Genomic DNA, 14,341 nt, shown 5'->3' with positions numbered 1-14,341 from the left:
ATGTCCTTTTCCGCCCTCATCATCGGCCATGACACGCTGGCGCTGAATTGCGCCCGTATGCTGCGCGAGGCGGACCACGAGATCCGCGCCATCGTCACCCGCCACGCCGCGTTCCGGGACTGGGCGGGGGCCGAGGGGATCGCCTGCAAGACACCCGGCGAGGCGTTGGAGGGGGTCAGCGCCGACTGGCTGCTCTCCATCGCCAATCTCGAGATCATCCCCGATGCGGTTCTCGGCCTTGCGCGCAAGGGGGCGGTCAATTTTCATGACGGCCCGCTGCCGCGCTATGCGGGGCTGAACGCGCCGGTCTGGGCGCTTCTGAACGGGGAGACCCGCCACGGCATCACCTGGCACCGCATCGCGGGCGGGGTGGATGAGGGCAATATCCTGGTCCAGAAGACATTCGACATCGCCCCGAATGAGACCGCTCTCAGCCTCAACACCAAATGCTTCGCCGCCGCGATGGAGAGCTTTCCCGACGTGATCGAGGCGCTGGCAGGCGATACCGCCGAGGGCCGGAAGCAGGATTTGAGCGAGCGCAGCTATTACGGGCGTCACGACCGCCCCGCGACCATGGGCGCGCTGGAGTTTTCCAACAATACAAGTGACTTGCTGCGCATTGTTCATGCGTTGGATCATGGCGACTATTGGAACCCCCTGACCTGTCCCAAGCTGGATGCGGGCGAGGCCGTCCTGTTAATCTCGGGCGCGGCACCCGCCGAGGGGTCCGACGATGCGGGCCGCGTGTTGGCGGTCGAAGAGACCAGCGCCACGATTGCCACGCGCGATGGCGCGATCCGGCTGACGGGCCTGCGTGCGGCGGATGGCGGGCCGGTGGATGCGACGGAGATCCTGGCACAGGGTCAGGTTCTCGGCACCCCAACCCCGCCCGACCCGGATTTCGCGCATCGCGCCGCCAAGGCCGATCCGTTCTGGCGCGCGAGGCTGCTGGCGATGCCGGATCAGGCCCCGCCCTTCCAGCCCGCCGCCGCGCCCGAGCCTTGCGAGGCAGTGTTGTGCCTGCCATCGGGCATGGACCTGGACGAGGTGCGCGGACGTCTGGCGGCGCTTGCCGCGCGGATGGGCCTGACCCACCTGGCGCTCGGCACGCTGGACATCGCGCCGGGCTATCTCTGCCGCTGGCTGCCGCTGACGATCCATGCCGACGGCACGCTGGAGGAGGCCGCCGCGGCCCTGGTCGAGGAGATCGGGCTGGCCCTGGAGAAAGGCCCCCACGCCGCCGATCTGCCGGCCCGGATGCAGGCCCCGCGCGCCTGTCCGCCGATTGCCGTCTCCTCGGATGGCGACCCGGTGCCCGGTGCCGCGCTGAGCCTTTCTGCCGATTGCACCCGGCTGATCGGCGACACGGCATTGGTCAGCCAGGCCGATATCGACCTCTTCGCCGCCCGGCTGGTTCACGTGCTGAACATGCGTGCGGAGACCGAGATCGCCAGTCTCGACATCCTGCCTGAGGCCGAACGCCGCGATCTGCTGGAGGCCCGCAACGCCACCGACACGGAGGTCGATCCCACCTGCATCCACACCGCCTTCGAGGCGCAGGCCGCGCGCACGCCCGCCGCGGAGGCGCTGATCTACGAGGGCGAGCGGCTGACCTATGCCGCGCTCAATGCCCGCGCCAACCAGGTGGCGCATGTGCTGCGCGGGATGGGCGCGGGGCCGGGGGGCTTTGTGGGCTTGTATATGCGGCGCTCGACAGAGCTGCTGATCGGCGCGCTGGCCATTCAGAAGGCGGGCGCGGCCTATGTGCCGCTCGACCCTGAATATCCCGCCGACCGTGTCGCGCTCTATATCGCGGATAGCGGCGCGGGGATCATCCTGACCGAGGCCGCCCTGGCGCGCGACCTGCCGCCCAATGACGCGGCATTGGTCAAGATCGACAGTGACCCGCGCATCGCGGAGGCCCCCGAGACCAACCCGGAGAGCGGCGTCACCCCCGACGATCTGGCCTATCTGATCTACACGTCAGGCTCGACCGGCACGCCAAAGGGGGTGATGGTCGAACATCGCAATGTGGCCAATTTCTTCACCGGGATGGATGCGCGCATCGACCACGAAACTGGCGGCACCTGGCTGGCCCTGACCAGCCTCAGCTTCGATATCTCGGTGCTGGAGCTTTTCTGGACCCTCGCGCGCGGCTTCACCGTGGTGATCTCGGGCGATGAGAGCCGGACCATGGTTTCGGACCGCCCCATCGGGCAGACGGGACGGGGCATGGAGTTCAGCCTGTTCTACTGGGGCAATGACGATGGCGTGGGCCGCGACAAGTACCGGATGCTGCTGGACGGGGCCGAGTTCGCCGACCGCAACGGGTTTTGCGCGGTCTGGACGCCCGAGCGGCATTTCCATGCCTTTGGCGGGCCCTATCCCAACCCCTCCGTCACCGGGGCCGCCGTCGCTGCGGTGACGCGCAACCTGTCTGTCAGGGCCGGTTCCTGCGTGGCCCCGTTGCATCACCCTGCGCGTGTGGCCGAGGAATGGGCCGTGATCGACAACCTGACCAATGGGCGCGCCGCCCTTGGTATTGCCAGCGGCTGGCAGCCGCATGATTTCGTGCTGCGGCCCGAGAACGCGCCGCCCAACAACAAGTCGGCCATGTATGACACGATCGAAAAGCTGCGCGCCCTCTGGCGCGGCGAAGAGGTCGCGTTTCCGATGGCCGATGGCACGCCGCACAAGGTGATGACGCAGCCGCGCCCGGTGTCGAAAGAGCTGGCGATCTGGGTGACCACGGCGGGCAATCCCGACACCTGGCGCGAGGCGGGCGAGATCGGCGCCAACGTGCTGACCCATCTGCTTGGCCAGGACGTCGCCGAGGTGGGTGGGAAGATCAAGATCTACCACGACGCGCTGCGCGCAACGGGCCGCGACCCCGCCGATCACCGCGTCACGCTGATGCTGCATTCCTACGTCGCCGATAGCCGTGAAAAGGCCCGTGAGGTGGCCCGCGAGCCGATGAAGGATTACCTGCGCTCGGCCGCCGGGTTGATCAAGCAATTCGCCTGGGTCTTTCCGGCGTTCAAGAAGCCCAAGGGCGTCGACAACCCGATGCAGCTGGACCTCGGCACGCTGGACGAGTCCGAGTTGGAAGCGATCCTCGATTTCGCCTTCGAGCGCTATTTCAACGACAGCGGCCTCTTCGGCACGGTGACCGATTGCCTGGCCCGCGTCGAGCAGCTCAAGCGCATCGGCGTTGATGAGATCGCCTGCCTGATCGACTATGGCATCGCGCGCGACACGGTGCTGGAGGGGCTGCGCCCGCTGGCCGAGGTGCTGCGCCTCTCGAACATGGGCGACGCGGTGGAGGAGGGGGATTACTCCATCGCCGCGCAGATCATCCGCCATGACGTGACCCATCTGCAATGCACGCCCTCGATGGCGCGGATGCTGGTCGGCAATGACGAGGCGCGGCGCGCGCTGGCCCGGGTCAAGCATCTGATGATCGGCGGCGAGGCCCTGCCGGGCACGCTGGTGCGCGATCTGCGCGCGGCGACGGAGGCGCGGATCCAGAACATGTATGGCCCGACCGAGACCACGATCTGGTCGACCACCGCCCCGGCGACGGAGGCCCCGGTGAACGGCATCGGAACGCCGATTGCCAACACGCAGGTCTATGTGCTGGACGAGGCCATGCAGCCGGTGCCGACGGGCGTCGCGGGTGAGCTTTACATCGGCGGCGCGGGCGTGGCGCGCGGCTATTGGCAGCGCGACGACCTGACGGCGGAACGGTTCGTGGAGAACCCCTTTGGCGCAGGGCGGCTCTACCGCACCGGCGACCTCGCGCGCTGGCGGGCGGAGGGGGGGCTGGATTTCCTCGGCCGTGCCGATACCCAGATCAAGCTGCGCGGCTACCGCATCGAGATGGGCGAGATCGAGACCGCGATGGAGGGCTTTGCCGGGGTAAGACAGGCCGTTGTCACGGCGCGCGAGGACAGCCCCGGCAATGTGCAGCTTGCGGGCTACTACCTGGCCGACGGGGTCGTGGACGAGGGCGCGCTGGCCCGGTCTCTGGCCGAGGTGCTGCCCGCCCATATGGTCCCGGCGCGGTTCATGAAGCTCGACGCCTTGCCCCTGACGCCCAACAAGAAGATCGACCGCAAGGCGCTGCCGGAGCCCGTCGCGCGGCGCAGTGCCAGCGTCACCCCGATCGCGCAGCAGCGCGGCACGGTGGGCCAGGTGGCGGCGATCTGGTCGCGCATCCTGGGTGTGGCGGATATCGGGCCGCAGGATCATTTCTTCGACCTTGGAGGCCATTCCCTGCTGGCGGTGCAGGCGCATCGTGAGATCCGGGCCGAGTTGGGGGCCGAGGCGCTCTCCATCACCGACATCTTCCGTTTTCCGGTGTTGTCGGCGCTGGCGGCCCAGATCGACAAGCTGAGCGGCCCCTCCACGCCCGACCCGGTGCCGGACAGCCAGGCCGAGACGCGCGCGGCAAACCGCAGCGAGGCGATGTCGCGCCGCAGGGCGATGCGCGCGGCGCGGGGCGGGCGCGGATGAGGGGGCTTGTCGCTAATCTGGCGCATGCGCTCGGGGGCCGGATCGGCATCGGTCAGGCGCGGCTTGGCGACGGGGACGATCTGCGCCCCGAGGAAAGCTTGGCGATGGCGCGCGCCACACCCGCGCGCCGGGCCGAGTTCGCCGCTGGACGCAGCGCTGCACGGGCCGGTTTGCGGGCCATCGGGCTGGTGCCCTTGCCCATCCCCATGGCCCCCGACCGGTCGCCCATCTGGCCGCGCGGCGTGATCGGCTCGATCAGCCATGACGGGGATCAGGCAATGGCGATTGTAACGCGGTTCCAAGGCGTTGCGGGGCTGGGGCTGGACATGGAGCCGCATGAGGATCTGCCGTGTGACTTGTGGGAAACCGTCCTGATCCCGGCGGAGACCCGCTGGCTGTCGATGCGCGATGCGGCGGCGCGCGGCCCCCTCGCGCGGATGATCTTTTCCGCCAAGGAGGCGAGCTACAAGGCGCTCTATCCTCTTACGGGCGCGGTCGTGGGGTTCGATGCCATGACCATTCGCCCCGACCCAGATTGGCGGCGGTTCATGGCGCGTCTCAATATCGGGTTCGGCCCATACGGCCCCGGCACGGAACTGACCGGCCATCTCCTGACCCATGCCGACAGGATCGTGACCGCGCTGGTCTTGCCCCCGGCGGACGAATGTGGCCAGAATAGGGCCGCGATCCCGGATATGGAAATGCAATGTTTCCACGCAAATCCCCCCGAAGCCTTGGAAATTTGACGATACTTCATCTAAATTGAGGCATTGGCAGGGCAGCCCCGGGGGCAGCGCGCCAGGCCGAGATCGTATGTCAGGGGCGTGCGCGCCCGAGGACGGCTCGGAAAGAGGAGCAATCGGCATGGGTCCGATTACATCGCTGCGCGACATCCCGCGCATCTTGAAGCGGCAATGGCGCATCGTCGCCCTGATCGTGCTGATCGGATTTCCGCTGGCGTTGAACTATGCGCTCAGCCAGCCGCGCGTCTACGAGGCGACGGCGGTGATCCAGATCGAGGCGGCGCAGGTGGTCGAACGGCTGGCGACGCAATCGGGCGGCGGCACCGGCGCGCTCGACCCCGATAGCGAGCTGGACCTGATCGAACAGCAATTGATGTCGCGCGATCATATCCTGTCGGTGCTGGACCAGTTCGACCTCTGGACGGACGGTCGGAGCATGACCGAACGCGTGGCCTTGCTGCGTGAGGCGGTCTCGATCGTCAAGCTGATCGACCAGCAACAGGCCTGGCGGCCCGATGTGCACCCCTCGGGCCTGGTCATCACGGTGCGGCTTGGTGATCCGGATGTGGCCGCCGATGTGGCCAACGTGTTCCTTGACCGAGTGCTGGAAGAGGCCGAGGCGCGCACCTCGGGCCGGACGGCGGCGACGCTGGAGTTTCTGGTCGCCGAGGAGACCCGGCTTGGCACCGCCATCGACGCGCTGGAATATGAGTTCTCGCAATTCCAGCAGGAGAACGCCGGATCATTGCCGGCCGCGATTGCCACGCAACGCACCCAGCTGGCCAGCCTCATGCAGAGCCGGATCGAGATCGAGGAGGAGATCATCGAGCTTGAGAACGCCTCGGGTCGCCTGCTGGCCGAATCGCAACAACGCAGGGCCGAGTTGCTGAACCAGCGCCTGGCATTGGTCGTCGATGCAATCATCGAGCTTGAGGCCGCAATTGCCGCCGCCCCCGAGGTGCAGCGCCAGATCAACGCCTATGAGCGCGAGATCGCGCAACTGCAGGGCGAGATGGAGGTGATCACCTCCAGCCGCGCCGAGGCGGCGATGAACCAGCTTCTGGACAGCCGCAACCAGGCCGAGCGTTTCGAGGTGCTGGAAACCGCCATCGCGCCGGAATTTCCCGTCTCGGCCAGCCGCCGCAAGATCGCGCTGGCGGGGGCCGTGGTGGTGACGCTGCTGGCGCTTGGCACGGCGCTAGCCATCGAGATCCTCGACGGGCGCATCCGCAGCCCCGCACAGCTTGAGCGTGAATTGGGCGTGACGCCGGTTGTCGCCATCCCCAACCTGCGCACCCGTCACGACATCCGGCGCGGGCGGCTTATCTGGATCGGGGCGCTGGTGGCCATCGTCGCGGGGCTGGCGGCGCTGGCGCGCGCGCTCTGGCGGAGGATCGCGGAGAACCTGCCGGCAATGCAGACACGGCTGGCCGGGTTGCGCCGGGGTCAGTAGCCGTAGGAATAGCCCGCCGACGCGTCGACCTCGGCCTTGTTCATGACGACGCCGAGGATGGGCATATCCTCGCCCAAGCGGCTCTGCACCTCGCGCATGTCGCGGGCGCGGGTTTCGCCGCCGCCGACCACGATCAGCACGCAATCGAGATGCGGGCGCAGGGCCAGCACGTCATCCATCGCCAGCGCGGGCGGCAGGTCGAAAAGGACCAGATCGGCCTGTAGATCGGTCTGCATCCGCGCGATGACCTCGGCCGAGCGCGGGTTGGCGAACAATTCGGAGGCGAAGGGCTCCACCCGGCCATTGACGCCAAGCGCCAGCCGGTCGCCGATATTGAGCATGTTGGGCGCGAAGGTGGAGAGATAGTCCTCGGCCCCGATCTCACCGCGCAGGAAATCGGCGGTGGCGGGCATGTCCTTGAGGCCCAGGATCCGCGAGAGGCCGGGCCGGTGCAGGTCGAAATCCAGCAAGACGGTGCGGAAATCGCTGAGCCGCGACAGGCTGACCGCGAGGTTGATGGCGGTGAAGCTCTTGCCGCAGCCCGCCGTGGGCGAGGTGATGCCGACCCGGTGCCAGCCCTTGTCGCGCATCGCCTGGATCATCCGCGTGCGCAACACGTCAAAGGCGGCGTGGGCCGGGTCGTGGCGGTTCGCGGTGATGACGAGGTTGCGCTCCATCCGGGCGGGATCGACGGGGATGCGGGGCAGGCGGTTCCAGAGGTTCGGCTGCGGTGTGCGTTCGGCGGCGGCCTGGGGTGCCGGTTCGGCAGGGGCCTGCTGGGTAGGTTCGGCAGGGGACTGCGCGGCGGGTGCGGGTTCGGCAGGGGCTTCGACCGGTGTAGCTGCGGGCGCTTCCTCCACCGCCACCGGGGAGATCTCGGCCTGCACCTCCGGCGCATCCTCGACCCGGTCGGTCAGGGGCAGGGGGGCGTCGTCCTCCTGCTCCGCCTCATCCGGGATCGGTTCCTCGCCCTCGATCAGCGCCGCGCGCAGGCGCTTTTCCAGCTCGCGCCGCGCGCGTTCGCTGTCGCTCAGGGCGTCGTCGCCGGGGCGTGTCCTGTCTCTGCTCATCTCGGCCTTTACTTTGTCGTCATTGGGCGGCCCGCGCCATGCGGCGCATCCTGCCCGGTGATCTTGGCAGAATTAAGCCGGTTTTCTCATATTCCAAACAATCGCGGCCCGTCGATAGCACGATCCAGGAAGGCCGCGCGGTCGGGTTCCGGCTGCCAGTTCAGCGCCGCCTTGGGATGACTGTTGTCGAACCGGGCCAGATGCGCGCGCGATTTCCAGTCGGCAAGCGAGGGCCGCACCGCATCGCTTCGCCCAAGCGCATACCGTTTCAGCGCGTATTTGACAGACCCCGCCAGCCAGAGCCCGGTCAGATGCCCGGTGGAGACGCGTATCCCTGCATTCAGCCGCGCATGGATCGCGTCGAAATAGTCGCGGGCCGACAGCATCTGCTCTCCGGTCAGGTTGAAGCTTTGCCCGATCGCACCCGGCGCGTCCATCATCGCAATCAGCCCATCCGACAGGTCATCGGCCAGCACGAAGGGCAGGATATTGCGCCCGTTGCCCCAGAGCTTGACCGCCCCCGGCCCGTGCCAACGCCCGATGCCCCAGTGCTGCAACGGCCCGTCGCCGCCCACCACGATGCCGGGGCGCGCGATGATCAGGGGCAGGCCACGATCGCGCTGCATCCGCGCAAGCCGCGCCTCGCATTCGGCCTTGGAGCGGGCATAGAGGTTGCGGTTTTCCGTGTCGCCGAAGGGGGTCTTCTCGGTGATGACAGCCCTGGGGTCGGACATGTCGTAGCTGGCGATGGTGCCGGTATAGATCAGGCGGCTGACGCCTGCCTGCAACGCGGCCTCGCCGATGCGCATGGCGGTGCCGACATCGTTTTCCAGCGCCGAACCCCACGTCATGTCCATGGATTTGGCGAGGTTGTAGACAGTGTGGATGCCGTCCATCGCCTGCGCAATCGCGCCTTGGTCGCGCAGATCCACGGGCATGATCTCGACGTGATCGGCAATGTCGCTGAACGGCCCGTGCCGCCCTCGGCTGAGCACCCGCACGTCATGGCCGCGGGCCACCAGCGCGCGGGTGAGGTTGCGCCCGACATAGCCGGTGCCGCCGATGACCATGACGCGCGGCTTGGGCGTGCCCTGCGGGATGGCGGGCGCGGGCTGTGCGGGCAGGCGGGCCAATGTATCCTCGATCCCCTGCATGACCATGCGCGCCGAGGCCCCCGAGAATCGCCCATCGACCGGGCGACCGGCGGCCAGATCGGCATAGACCGTCGAAACCATGCCGCGAAAGCTCTGCCCGTAGGGGGATTTGCGGTTGAGCGAGGCCAGTTGCAGGGAGGCATTGCGCAGGCCCTCGCGCAGGTGCCCGCCCGCTTGGCCAAGCGATTTGCGCAGCGGGTTCAGCACCAGATCGGCGGTGTTGTCGCGGCTAGTGACCGCCGTATCGGCGGCATAGTCCAGCCGTGCCATGCCGGTGGAGCCACGCACGGTAACGCTGCGGTCATCGGTGGTCTCGACAAGGCCGAGGTGAAAGCTGACATCCACTTCGCCCGCGCGCGCCAGGATGCGCCAGCTTTGCGGTCGGGTCTCGCCGCCCGGCAGGGTCACGGTTTGCCCGGTCTCCAGCGCGCGGATCTCCAGCGGGCCGAGCAGGTCGACCGCGAAGGAAAAGGGGTGCGGCCCAAGCTCCAGCAGCAGGTTCTTCGCCTCGCGCAGCAGCCACAGCCCGTAAGGCCCCGAACGCAGGGGGGAGAGCGGCAGCGCCCAGGTGATATGAACCGAGGATATGCGGCCAAGCATGCCGGTGGCCACTTGATCCTTGAGGCGCAGATAGCGTGGGAGGCCGAGGAAATTATGCCCCGCGATGAAGGACTTGCCCGATGACTGCGCGGCGGCCTCGATCGCCTCGACCTCTGCCACGCTCAATCCGACGGGCTTTTCCACCAGCACATGCAGGCCGCCGGACAGGCATTCGACCGCGATGTCGCGGTGCAGGTCGGGCGGTGTCAGGATATGGACCGCGTCGCAGGTGCCGCTGGCGATCAGGTCGGAAAGGTCGCTGAAGACCTGCGCGCCATGGGCCTCGGCCAGGGGATGCGCCGCCGCCGCATTCCGGTCGCAAATGGCGGTGATCCGCACACCTTTCGTGGCCTTCAGTGCGGTGGCGTGCCAGTCGGCGATGTAGCCAGCCCCAATCAGGCCGACGCGGATGAGGGAGGGCATTGCCGGACCTCTCACTTGTACTCGATGATCTGCATATCCGCCCCGCGCCGCTTGCGCAGGTGGAAACGGGCCATGCCGATCAGGTTGGGAAATTTCGAGAGGCTGAGAAAAAGCGCCTGATGCGCCGCCAGCCCCGTGGCCATGCCGCCCTGCCGCAGTCCGAGCCAGGTGCGCAGATACGATCCGAGATAGACCGCGACAACGCCAAGCAGCAGCCAGGGCGTGATGAATGCGCCGATAAGGGCGAGGGCGGGCAGGATCAGCGCGAAGATCAGCACCCGCATCCTCTCGCGCGTCAGGTGGTTCGGGTGCAGCGCGCCAAGCTGCGCGAAGCCATGCCCGTTGCGCACGGCGCGCTGCCACCATTGCGAAAACCGGTGCATGTCGGCGTCGTGGCGGGTCATGTCATGCGGCAGGCGGAGGAGCGTATAGCCGGACATGGCGACACGCAGGCAGAACTCGTCATCCTCCGCCGCGATGACCTCTGGATTGAAGCCGCCCGCCGCCTGGAACGCCTCCGACCGCACAAGCATGTCGCCGCCGCAGGCCGTGATCGGGCCCGCCGGACGCTGCCATTCATGGTCGCAGATGGCGTTGTAGATGCTGGCCTCGGGCGCGATCTCCCGGCGCCAGCCGGTGACGATGCCAAGCTGCGGGTCGGCCTCGATGGCGGCAAGTCCCGTCTCCAGCCAGCCTTCGACCAGCACGCAATCGCCGTCGATGAAATGGATGAAATCGGGCAGGTCTTCGCCCAGGGCCGCGATGCCTGCATTGCGCGCGCGGGCGGCGGTGAAGGGGGTGTCCTGGTCAAGCTCGACCACTTCGACGCCGAGGCTGCGGGCAAACTCCACGCTGTCATCCGTCGATCCGCTATCGACATAGATGATCCGTGCATCCGCCCCTTGCAGGCTGGTCAGGCAGGCGCGCAGGCGCTCGCCCTCATTCCGGCCGATGGCGATGATGGCAAGCTTGGTCATGGGCGGGCCTCCGGGCGTTTGTCATGCGGCAGGTCGGGGCCTGCGCGCAGCAGATGCGCCAGCCGCTTGGCCTCGGTCCCGATGTCGAACCCGGCCTCGACGGCGGCGCGGCCCGCTTGGCCCATGGCGGCACGGTCGGACTTCATGACCTGCTTGATGGCCTGCGTCAGGGACGCCACGTCGCCCGGCGGCACCAGGAGGCCGGACACACCGTCCTCGACCAGTTCGCTGACGCCACCGACGCGGGTTGCAATGACGGGCAGGCGCGCGGCCATTGCTTCCATCAGCACCACGGGCACACCTTCGGCAAAGCTGGGAAGGACAAGGCAATCGGCATAAGTCAGAAGGGCCGCGACCTCGGTTTGCGAGAGGTAGCCCGCGAATTCGACGGCCTCCGACAGGTCCAGCGCGCGGGCCCGGTCCAGCAGCGCCTCACGATCCGGGCCGTCGCCCACGAGGGTCAGGCACAGATCGGGCAGGCTCTCGCGCGCCGCGGCCAGTGCTTCCAGCAGCAGCGGCACGCCCTTGACCGCATCCAAGCGTCCGACAAAGGCCAGGTGATGCCCGTCACGCGGGCCGGACGCGTCATAGCGGGCGGGGTCCACCCCGCAATGGACGATCTTGAGCTTCGGCCAATGGGCCTGGTCCGAGAACAGCATCGCCTGCGCACGGGCGAAATCGCTGATGCAGGAGACAAAGCGCGCGCGGGCGATCTTCTCGTCCAGCCGCCAGTGCTCGGGTGCGAAAAAGATGTCGGGGCCGTGCAGGGTGAAGCTGTAGGGGATGCCCGAGAGCTGGCTGGCCAGCATCGCGACGGTGCAGCTGGCTTTGGCGATATGGTTGTGCAGATGGGTGACGCTCTCGCGGCGCAGGTGATGGGCCAGCACCAGCGCCTCGGCGAAATAGACCAGGTTATAGGCGCGCCCGCGCAGACCCCTGGGGGCCGTGCGCCAGGCCAGCGCCAGCGCCTTGAAATATCGGGCGGGGCTGCGCAGGGCGGAGAGCTTCGCGCGGGCGAGCGTCCAAAGGTTCAGCGCATTCGCGAGGACGTGGAAGGTGCGCGCGGCCTCGGCCTTCTGCTCCTCGCCGACAAGGTGCGCAGGCCCGGTGCGACGGATCGAACAGGTCAGAACGTCGAAGCCAAGGCCACGCAGGGCGGCGACCTCGCGCTGGATGAAGGTGTCGGTGGCGCGGGGGTATTCGCCGGTGAGATAGGCGATCTTCATTGGGCCTCCAGCGCGGCGGCCATCAGCGCCTCGAAGCCCGGTTGTTCGGGCAGGTCCAGCGCGGCCTCGGCTCTCGCGGCACTCCAGCCGACGGGTTTCATGCGCGCGTGCAATGTGGCTTGCCGCAAAAATCCGGGGCGGCGCGCACCCGGCAGATGCGCGGCGATCCGGTCGAGCGCGTGCCAGCTCACGGGCAGCACCAGTTTCGGCCAGCCGCCGGTCTGCAACGCGGCCAGGTAACGCGCGCGGTCGGGCAGGTCGTGGTCGAGGATGTTGAGCGGGTTGGCGCCGCTCGGGCCAAGCTCCGTCGCCGCGACCAGCGCCGCCGCGGCGCGGGTGATATGGGCCAGCGGGATCTGCCCGTCGCGGGCGAGGCGGATCAAAATCGGCCCCTTCGCCACCCCGAGATGCCCATTCCACAGCCGCCCCGGCCCCCAGACCGCGCCGATGCGCAGGATCGTGGCGGGGCAGGGGCCGCCGATCGCGACATGCTCCTGCGCCAGCTTGGCGCGGGTATAGGCGTCACGGTGTTTCAGGTCGGTTTCAAGCGGGCTGTCCTCGGTGATGACGTGGCCCTCGGGGATGGATTTCAGCCCGTAGACAGAGACCGATCCGGCCAGCACGATATGCGCGACGCCCGCCACGCCCGCCGCCTGCACCAGCCGTTCGGTGGCGGTGACCGTATCGCGCTGCATCGCGGCCTCATTACCGTGCATCGCTGCCGCGCAATGCAGCACGGTGTCCACATCCTTCAGCGCCAGGGTCAGGTCGTCGGTGGCCAGGTCGGCGCGGATGACGGTCAGGCGGTCTTGCGGCCCGAACGGCGCGCCGCCGCGTAGCAGCGCGCGCACGCTATGCCCACGTTCCAGCGCCCGTGCGACCGCCGCCCGCCCGATATGGCCCGCGGCCCCGGTGACAAGGAGGGTCAGCACGCCCATGGCATCGGCTTCATCTTTTCGCAAGACGTGGTCATCTCGTGCATGCCCGTCTTCTGGCAGGCCAGCGTCACCTCGGTCAGGTGCAGCGCGTAGTCGCCCGCCAGACGCGAGGGGCGGCGGGCGCGGATCGCCTCAAGCATTTCCGCCGGTCCAAGCGCGAAATTCATCGCCGCCGCGCCCTTGCGGGGCAGGTGCGGATGGGTCGGCCCGGGCAGCCGGATGCGCTTGGCGACCGGGCTTTCCAGCAGACGCCGCCGGATGCGCAGCCGCTTGCGGTGGCGCACGGGCGCTGCGTTGTCCCAGGCCCTGTCGATCTGCAACACGCCGTCATCGCCGACGATGCGCAGCCGGTGATCATGCGGGGCGGCGATGGAACAGGTCAGCCGCGCGACGGGGCCGGAGGCAAAATAAAGCATGGCGACCGAGACATCCGGGGCGCAGTCCTTGAGGCCCCGCTTGGCCGGGATGACCTCGGCCGTGGCCGTCACCACGCGGGTCACGGCGCCGAAATGGGCGATCAGCCACGACAGGTAATAGCCCGCATGTTCCAGCGTGCAGCCGGTACGAAACTCATCCGCAAAGGGCCAGGGCGCGCCGCTTTCGCTGATCCAGGCCTCGACCGGGGCTTGCGGGATAAAGCCGTCATCCAGCTCGGCATAGATCAGGCGCGGGGTGCCGGGCAGGCCGTTGCGCAAGGCATGGCCCAGGGTCTGCGCGGCCTCGCCCAGGACCGAGGAGGGGGCCGTGGCCAGTTGCACCCGGCGTTCGCCCGCCAGCGCGCGCAGGGATTTCGCGGTGTCGAGATCCAGCACCATCGGCTTTTCACTGAAGACATGGCGGCCTGCCTCAAGGCTCGCGCGGATCACGTCGGCATGGGAGGTGGGGTTGGTCAGGTTGAGGATCAGTCCGCCGGTGGCCAGGGCCGCGCCCATGTCGGGCAGCGCGGGGATGGACCAATGCGCGCAAAAGGCGGCCATGCGCTGTGCGTCGTGATCAAAGGCGCCAAGCACCTGGATTTGCGGGAAAGTCCTGAGCGACCGCATATAGAGATCGGCCACGAAACCGCAGCCGATCACGGTCACGCCATCAGGTGTCCCGCGCGCGCTTGCGCTGGTTCGCTGCGTCTCGCCTGCCATGTCCGGTCCGCTCTGCCTTGTCGTTTCGTTCATAGTGACCATAAAAGCATGGCAACAGTTTGTCTTGTATCGCAATCTCTTGCGACAACGGGGTCGGGTGGCGAGG

General features: G+C 68.0%; 9 protein-coding genes. 3 read left to right on the top strand and 6 right to left on the bottom strand.

Annotation, left to right across the window (positions count from 1 at the left end):
* The 3 genes from AC13C7_RS04195 to AC13C7_RS04185 all read left to right on the top strand — a co-directional run bounded on the left by AC13C7_RS04195 (nt 1) and on the right by AC13C7_RS04185 (nt 6,711).
* The gene (locus tag AC13C7_RS04195) at nt 1–4,515 is read left to right on the top strand and encodes a MupA/Atu3671 family FMN-dependent luciferase-like monooxygenase (RefSeq protein ID WP_482866690.1); all 4,515 of its coding nucleotides are present in this window, start codon (nt 1–3) and stop codon (nt 4,513–4,515) included.
* Entirely contained in the window at nt 4,512–5,261 is a 750-nt protein-coding gene (locus tag AC13C7_RS04190; RefSeq protein ID WP_482866689.1) for a 4'-phosphopantetheinyl transferase family protein, read from the top strand. Before AC13C7_RS04195 ends, AC13C7_RS04190 begins: the two co-directional genes overlap by 4 nt.
* Before the next feature lie 118 nt (nt 5,262–5,379).
* Nucleotides 5,380–6,711, top strand: coding sequence for a Wzz/FepE/Etk N-terminal domain-containing protein (locus tag AC13C7_RS04185; RefSeq protein ID WP_482866688.1), 1,332 nt, complete (start codon nt 5,380–5,382; stop codon nt 6,709–6,711).
* On the opposite strand, the gene AC13C7_RS04180 is transcribed toward AC13C7_RS04185, so the two are convergent.
* The 6 genes from AC13C7_RS04180 to AC13C7_RS04155 all read right to left on the bottom strand — a co-directional run bounded on the left by AC13C7_RS04180 (nt 6,705) and on the right by AC13C7_RS04155 (nt 14,235).
* Nucleotides 6,705–7,781, bottom strand: a complete 1,077-nt coding sequence (locus AC13C7_RS04180) for a CpsD/CapB family tyrosine-protein kinase (protein ID WP_172319300.1) — start codon at nt 7,779–7,781, stop codon at nt 6,705–6,707. The genes AC13C7_RS04185 and AC13C7_RS04180 overlap by 7 nt on opposite strands.
* 86 nt (nt 7,782–7,867) lie before the next feature.
* The gene (locus AC13C7_RS04175; protein WP_482866687.1) at nt 7,868–9,958 is read right to left on the bottom strand and encodes an NAD-dependent epimerase/dehydratase family protein; all 2,091 of its coding nucleotides are present in this window, start codon (nt 9,956–9,958) and stop codon (nt 7,868–7,870) included.
* An 11-nt stretch (nt 9,959–9,969) separates the two neighbouring features.
* The gene (locus AC13C7_RS04170; protein ID WP_482866686.1) at nt 9,970–10,935 is read right to left on the bottom strand and encodes a glycosyltransferase family 2 protein; all 966 of its coding nucleotides are present in this window, start codon (nt 10,933–10,935) and stop codon (nt 9,970–9,972) included.
* Complete coding sequence (locus AC13C7_RS04165) at nt 10,932–12,161, bottom strand: glycosyltransferase (protein ID WP_482866685.1); 1,230 nt, start codon at nt 12,159–12,161, stop codon at nt 10,932–10,934. The genes AC13C7_RS04170 and AC13C7_RS04165 overlap by 4 nt, the downstream gene beginning before the upstream one ends.
* Entirely contained in the window at nt 12,158–13,099 is a 942-nt protein-coding gene (locus AC13C7_RS04160) for an NAD-dependent epimerase/dehydratase family protein (protein WP_482866684.1), read from the bottom strand. Before AC13C7_RS04160 ends, AC13C7_RS04165 begins: the two co-directional genes overlap by 4 nt.
* Nucleotides 13,087–14,235 carry a Gfo/Idh/MocA family protein gene (locus AC13C7_RS04155; protein ID WP_482866683.1) on the bottom strand — a complete coding sequence of 383 codons (1,149 nt, stop codon included), beginning with the start codon at nt 14,233–14,235 and terminating at the stop codon, nt 13,087–13,089. The genes AC13C7_RS04160 and AC13C7_RS04155 overlap by 13 nt, the downstream gene beginning before the upstream one ends.
* Nucleotides 14,236–14,341 lie beyond the last annotated feature (106 nt).

The organism is Alterinioella sp. B-7 (genome assembly GCF_056857775.1).
The sequence above is the reverse complement of the archived record's forward strand: the minus strand, read 5'-3'. Positions and strand labels throughout refer to the sequence as shown.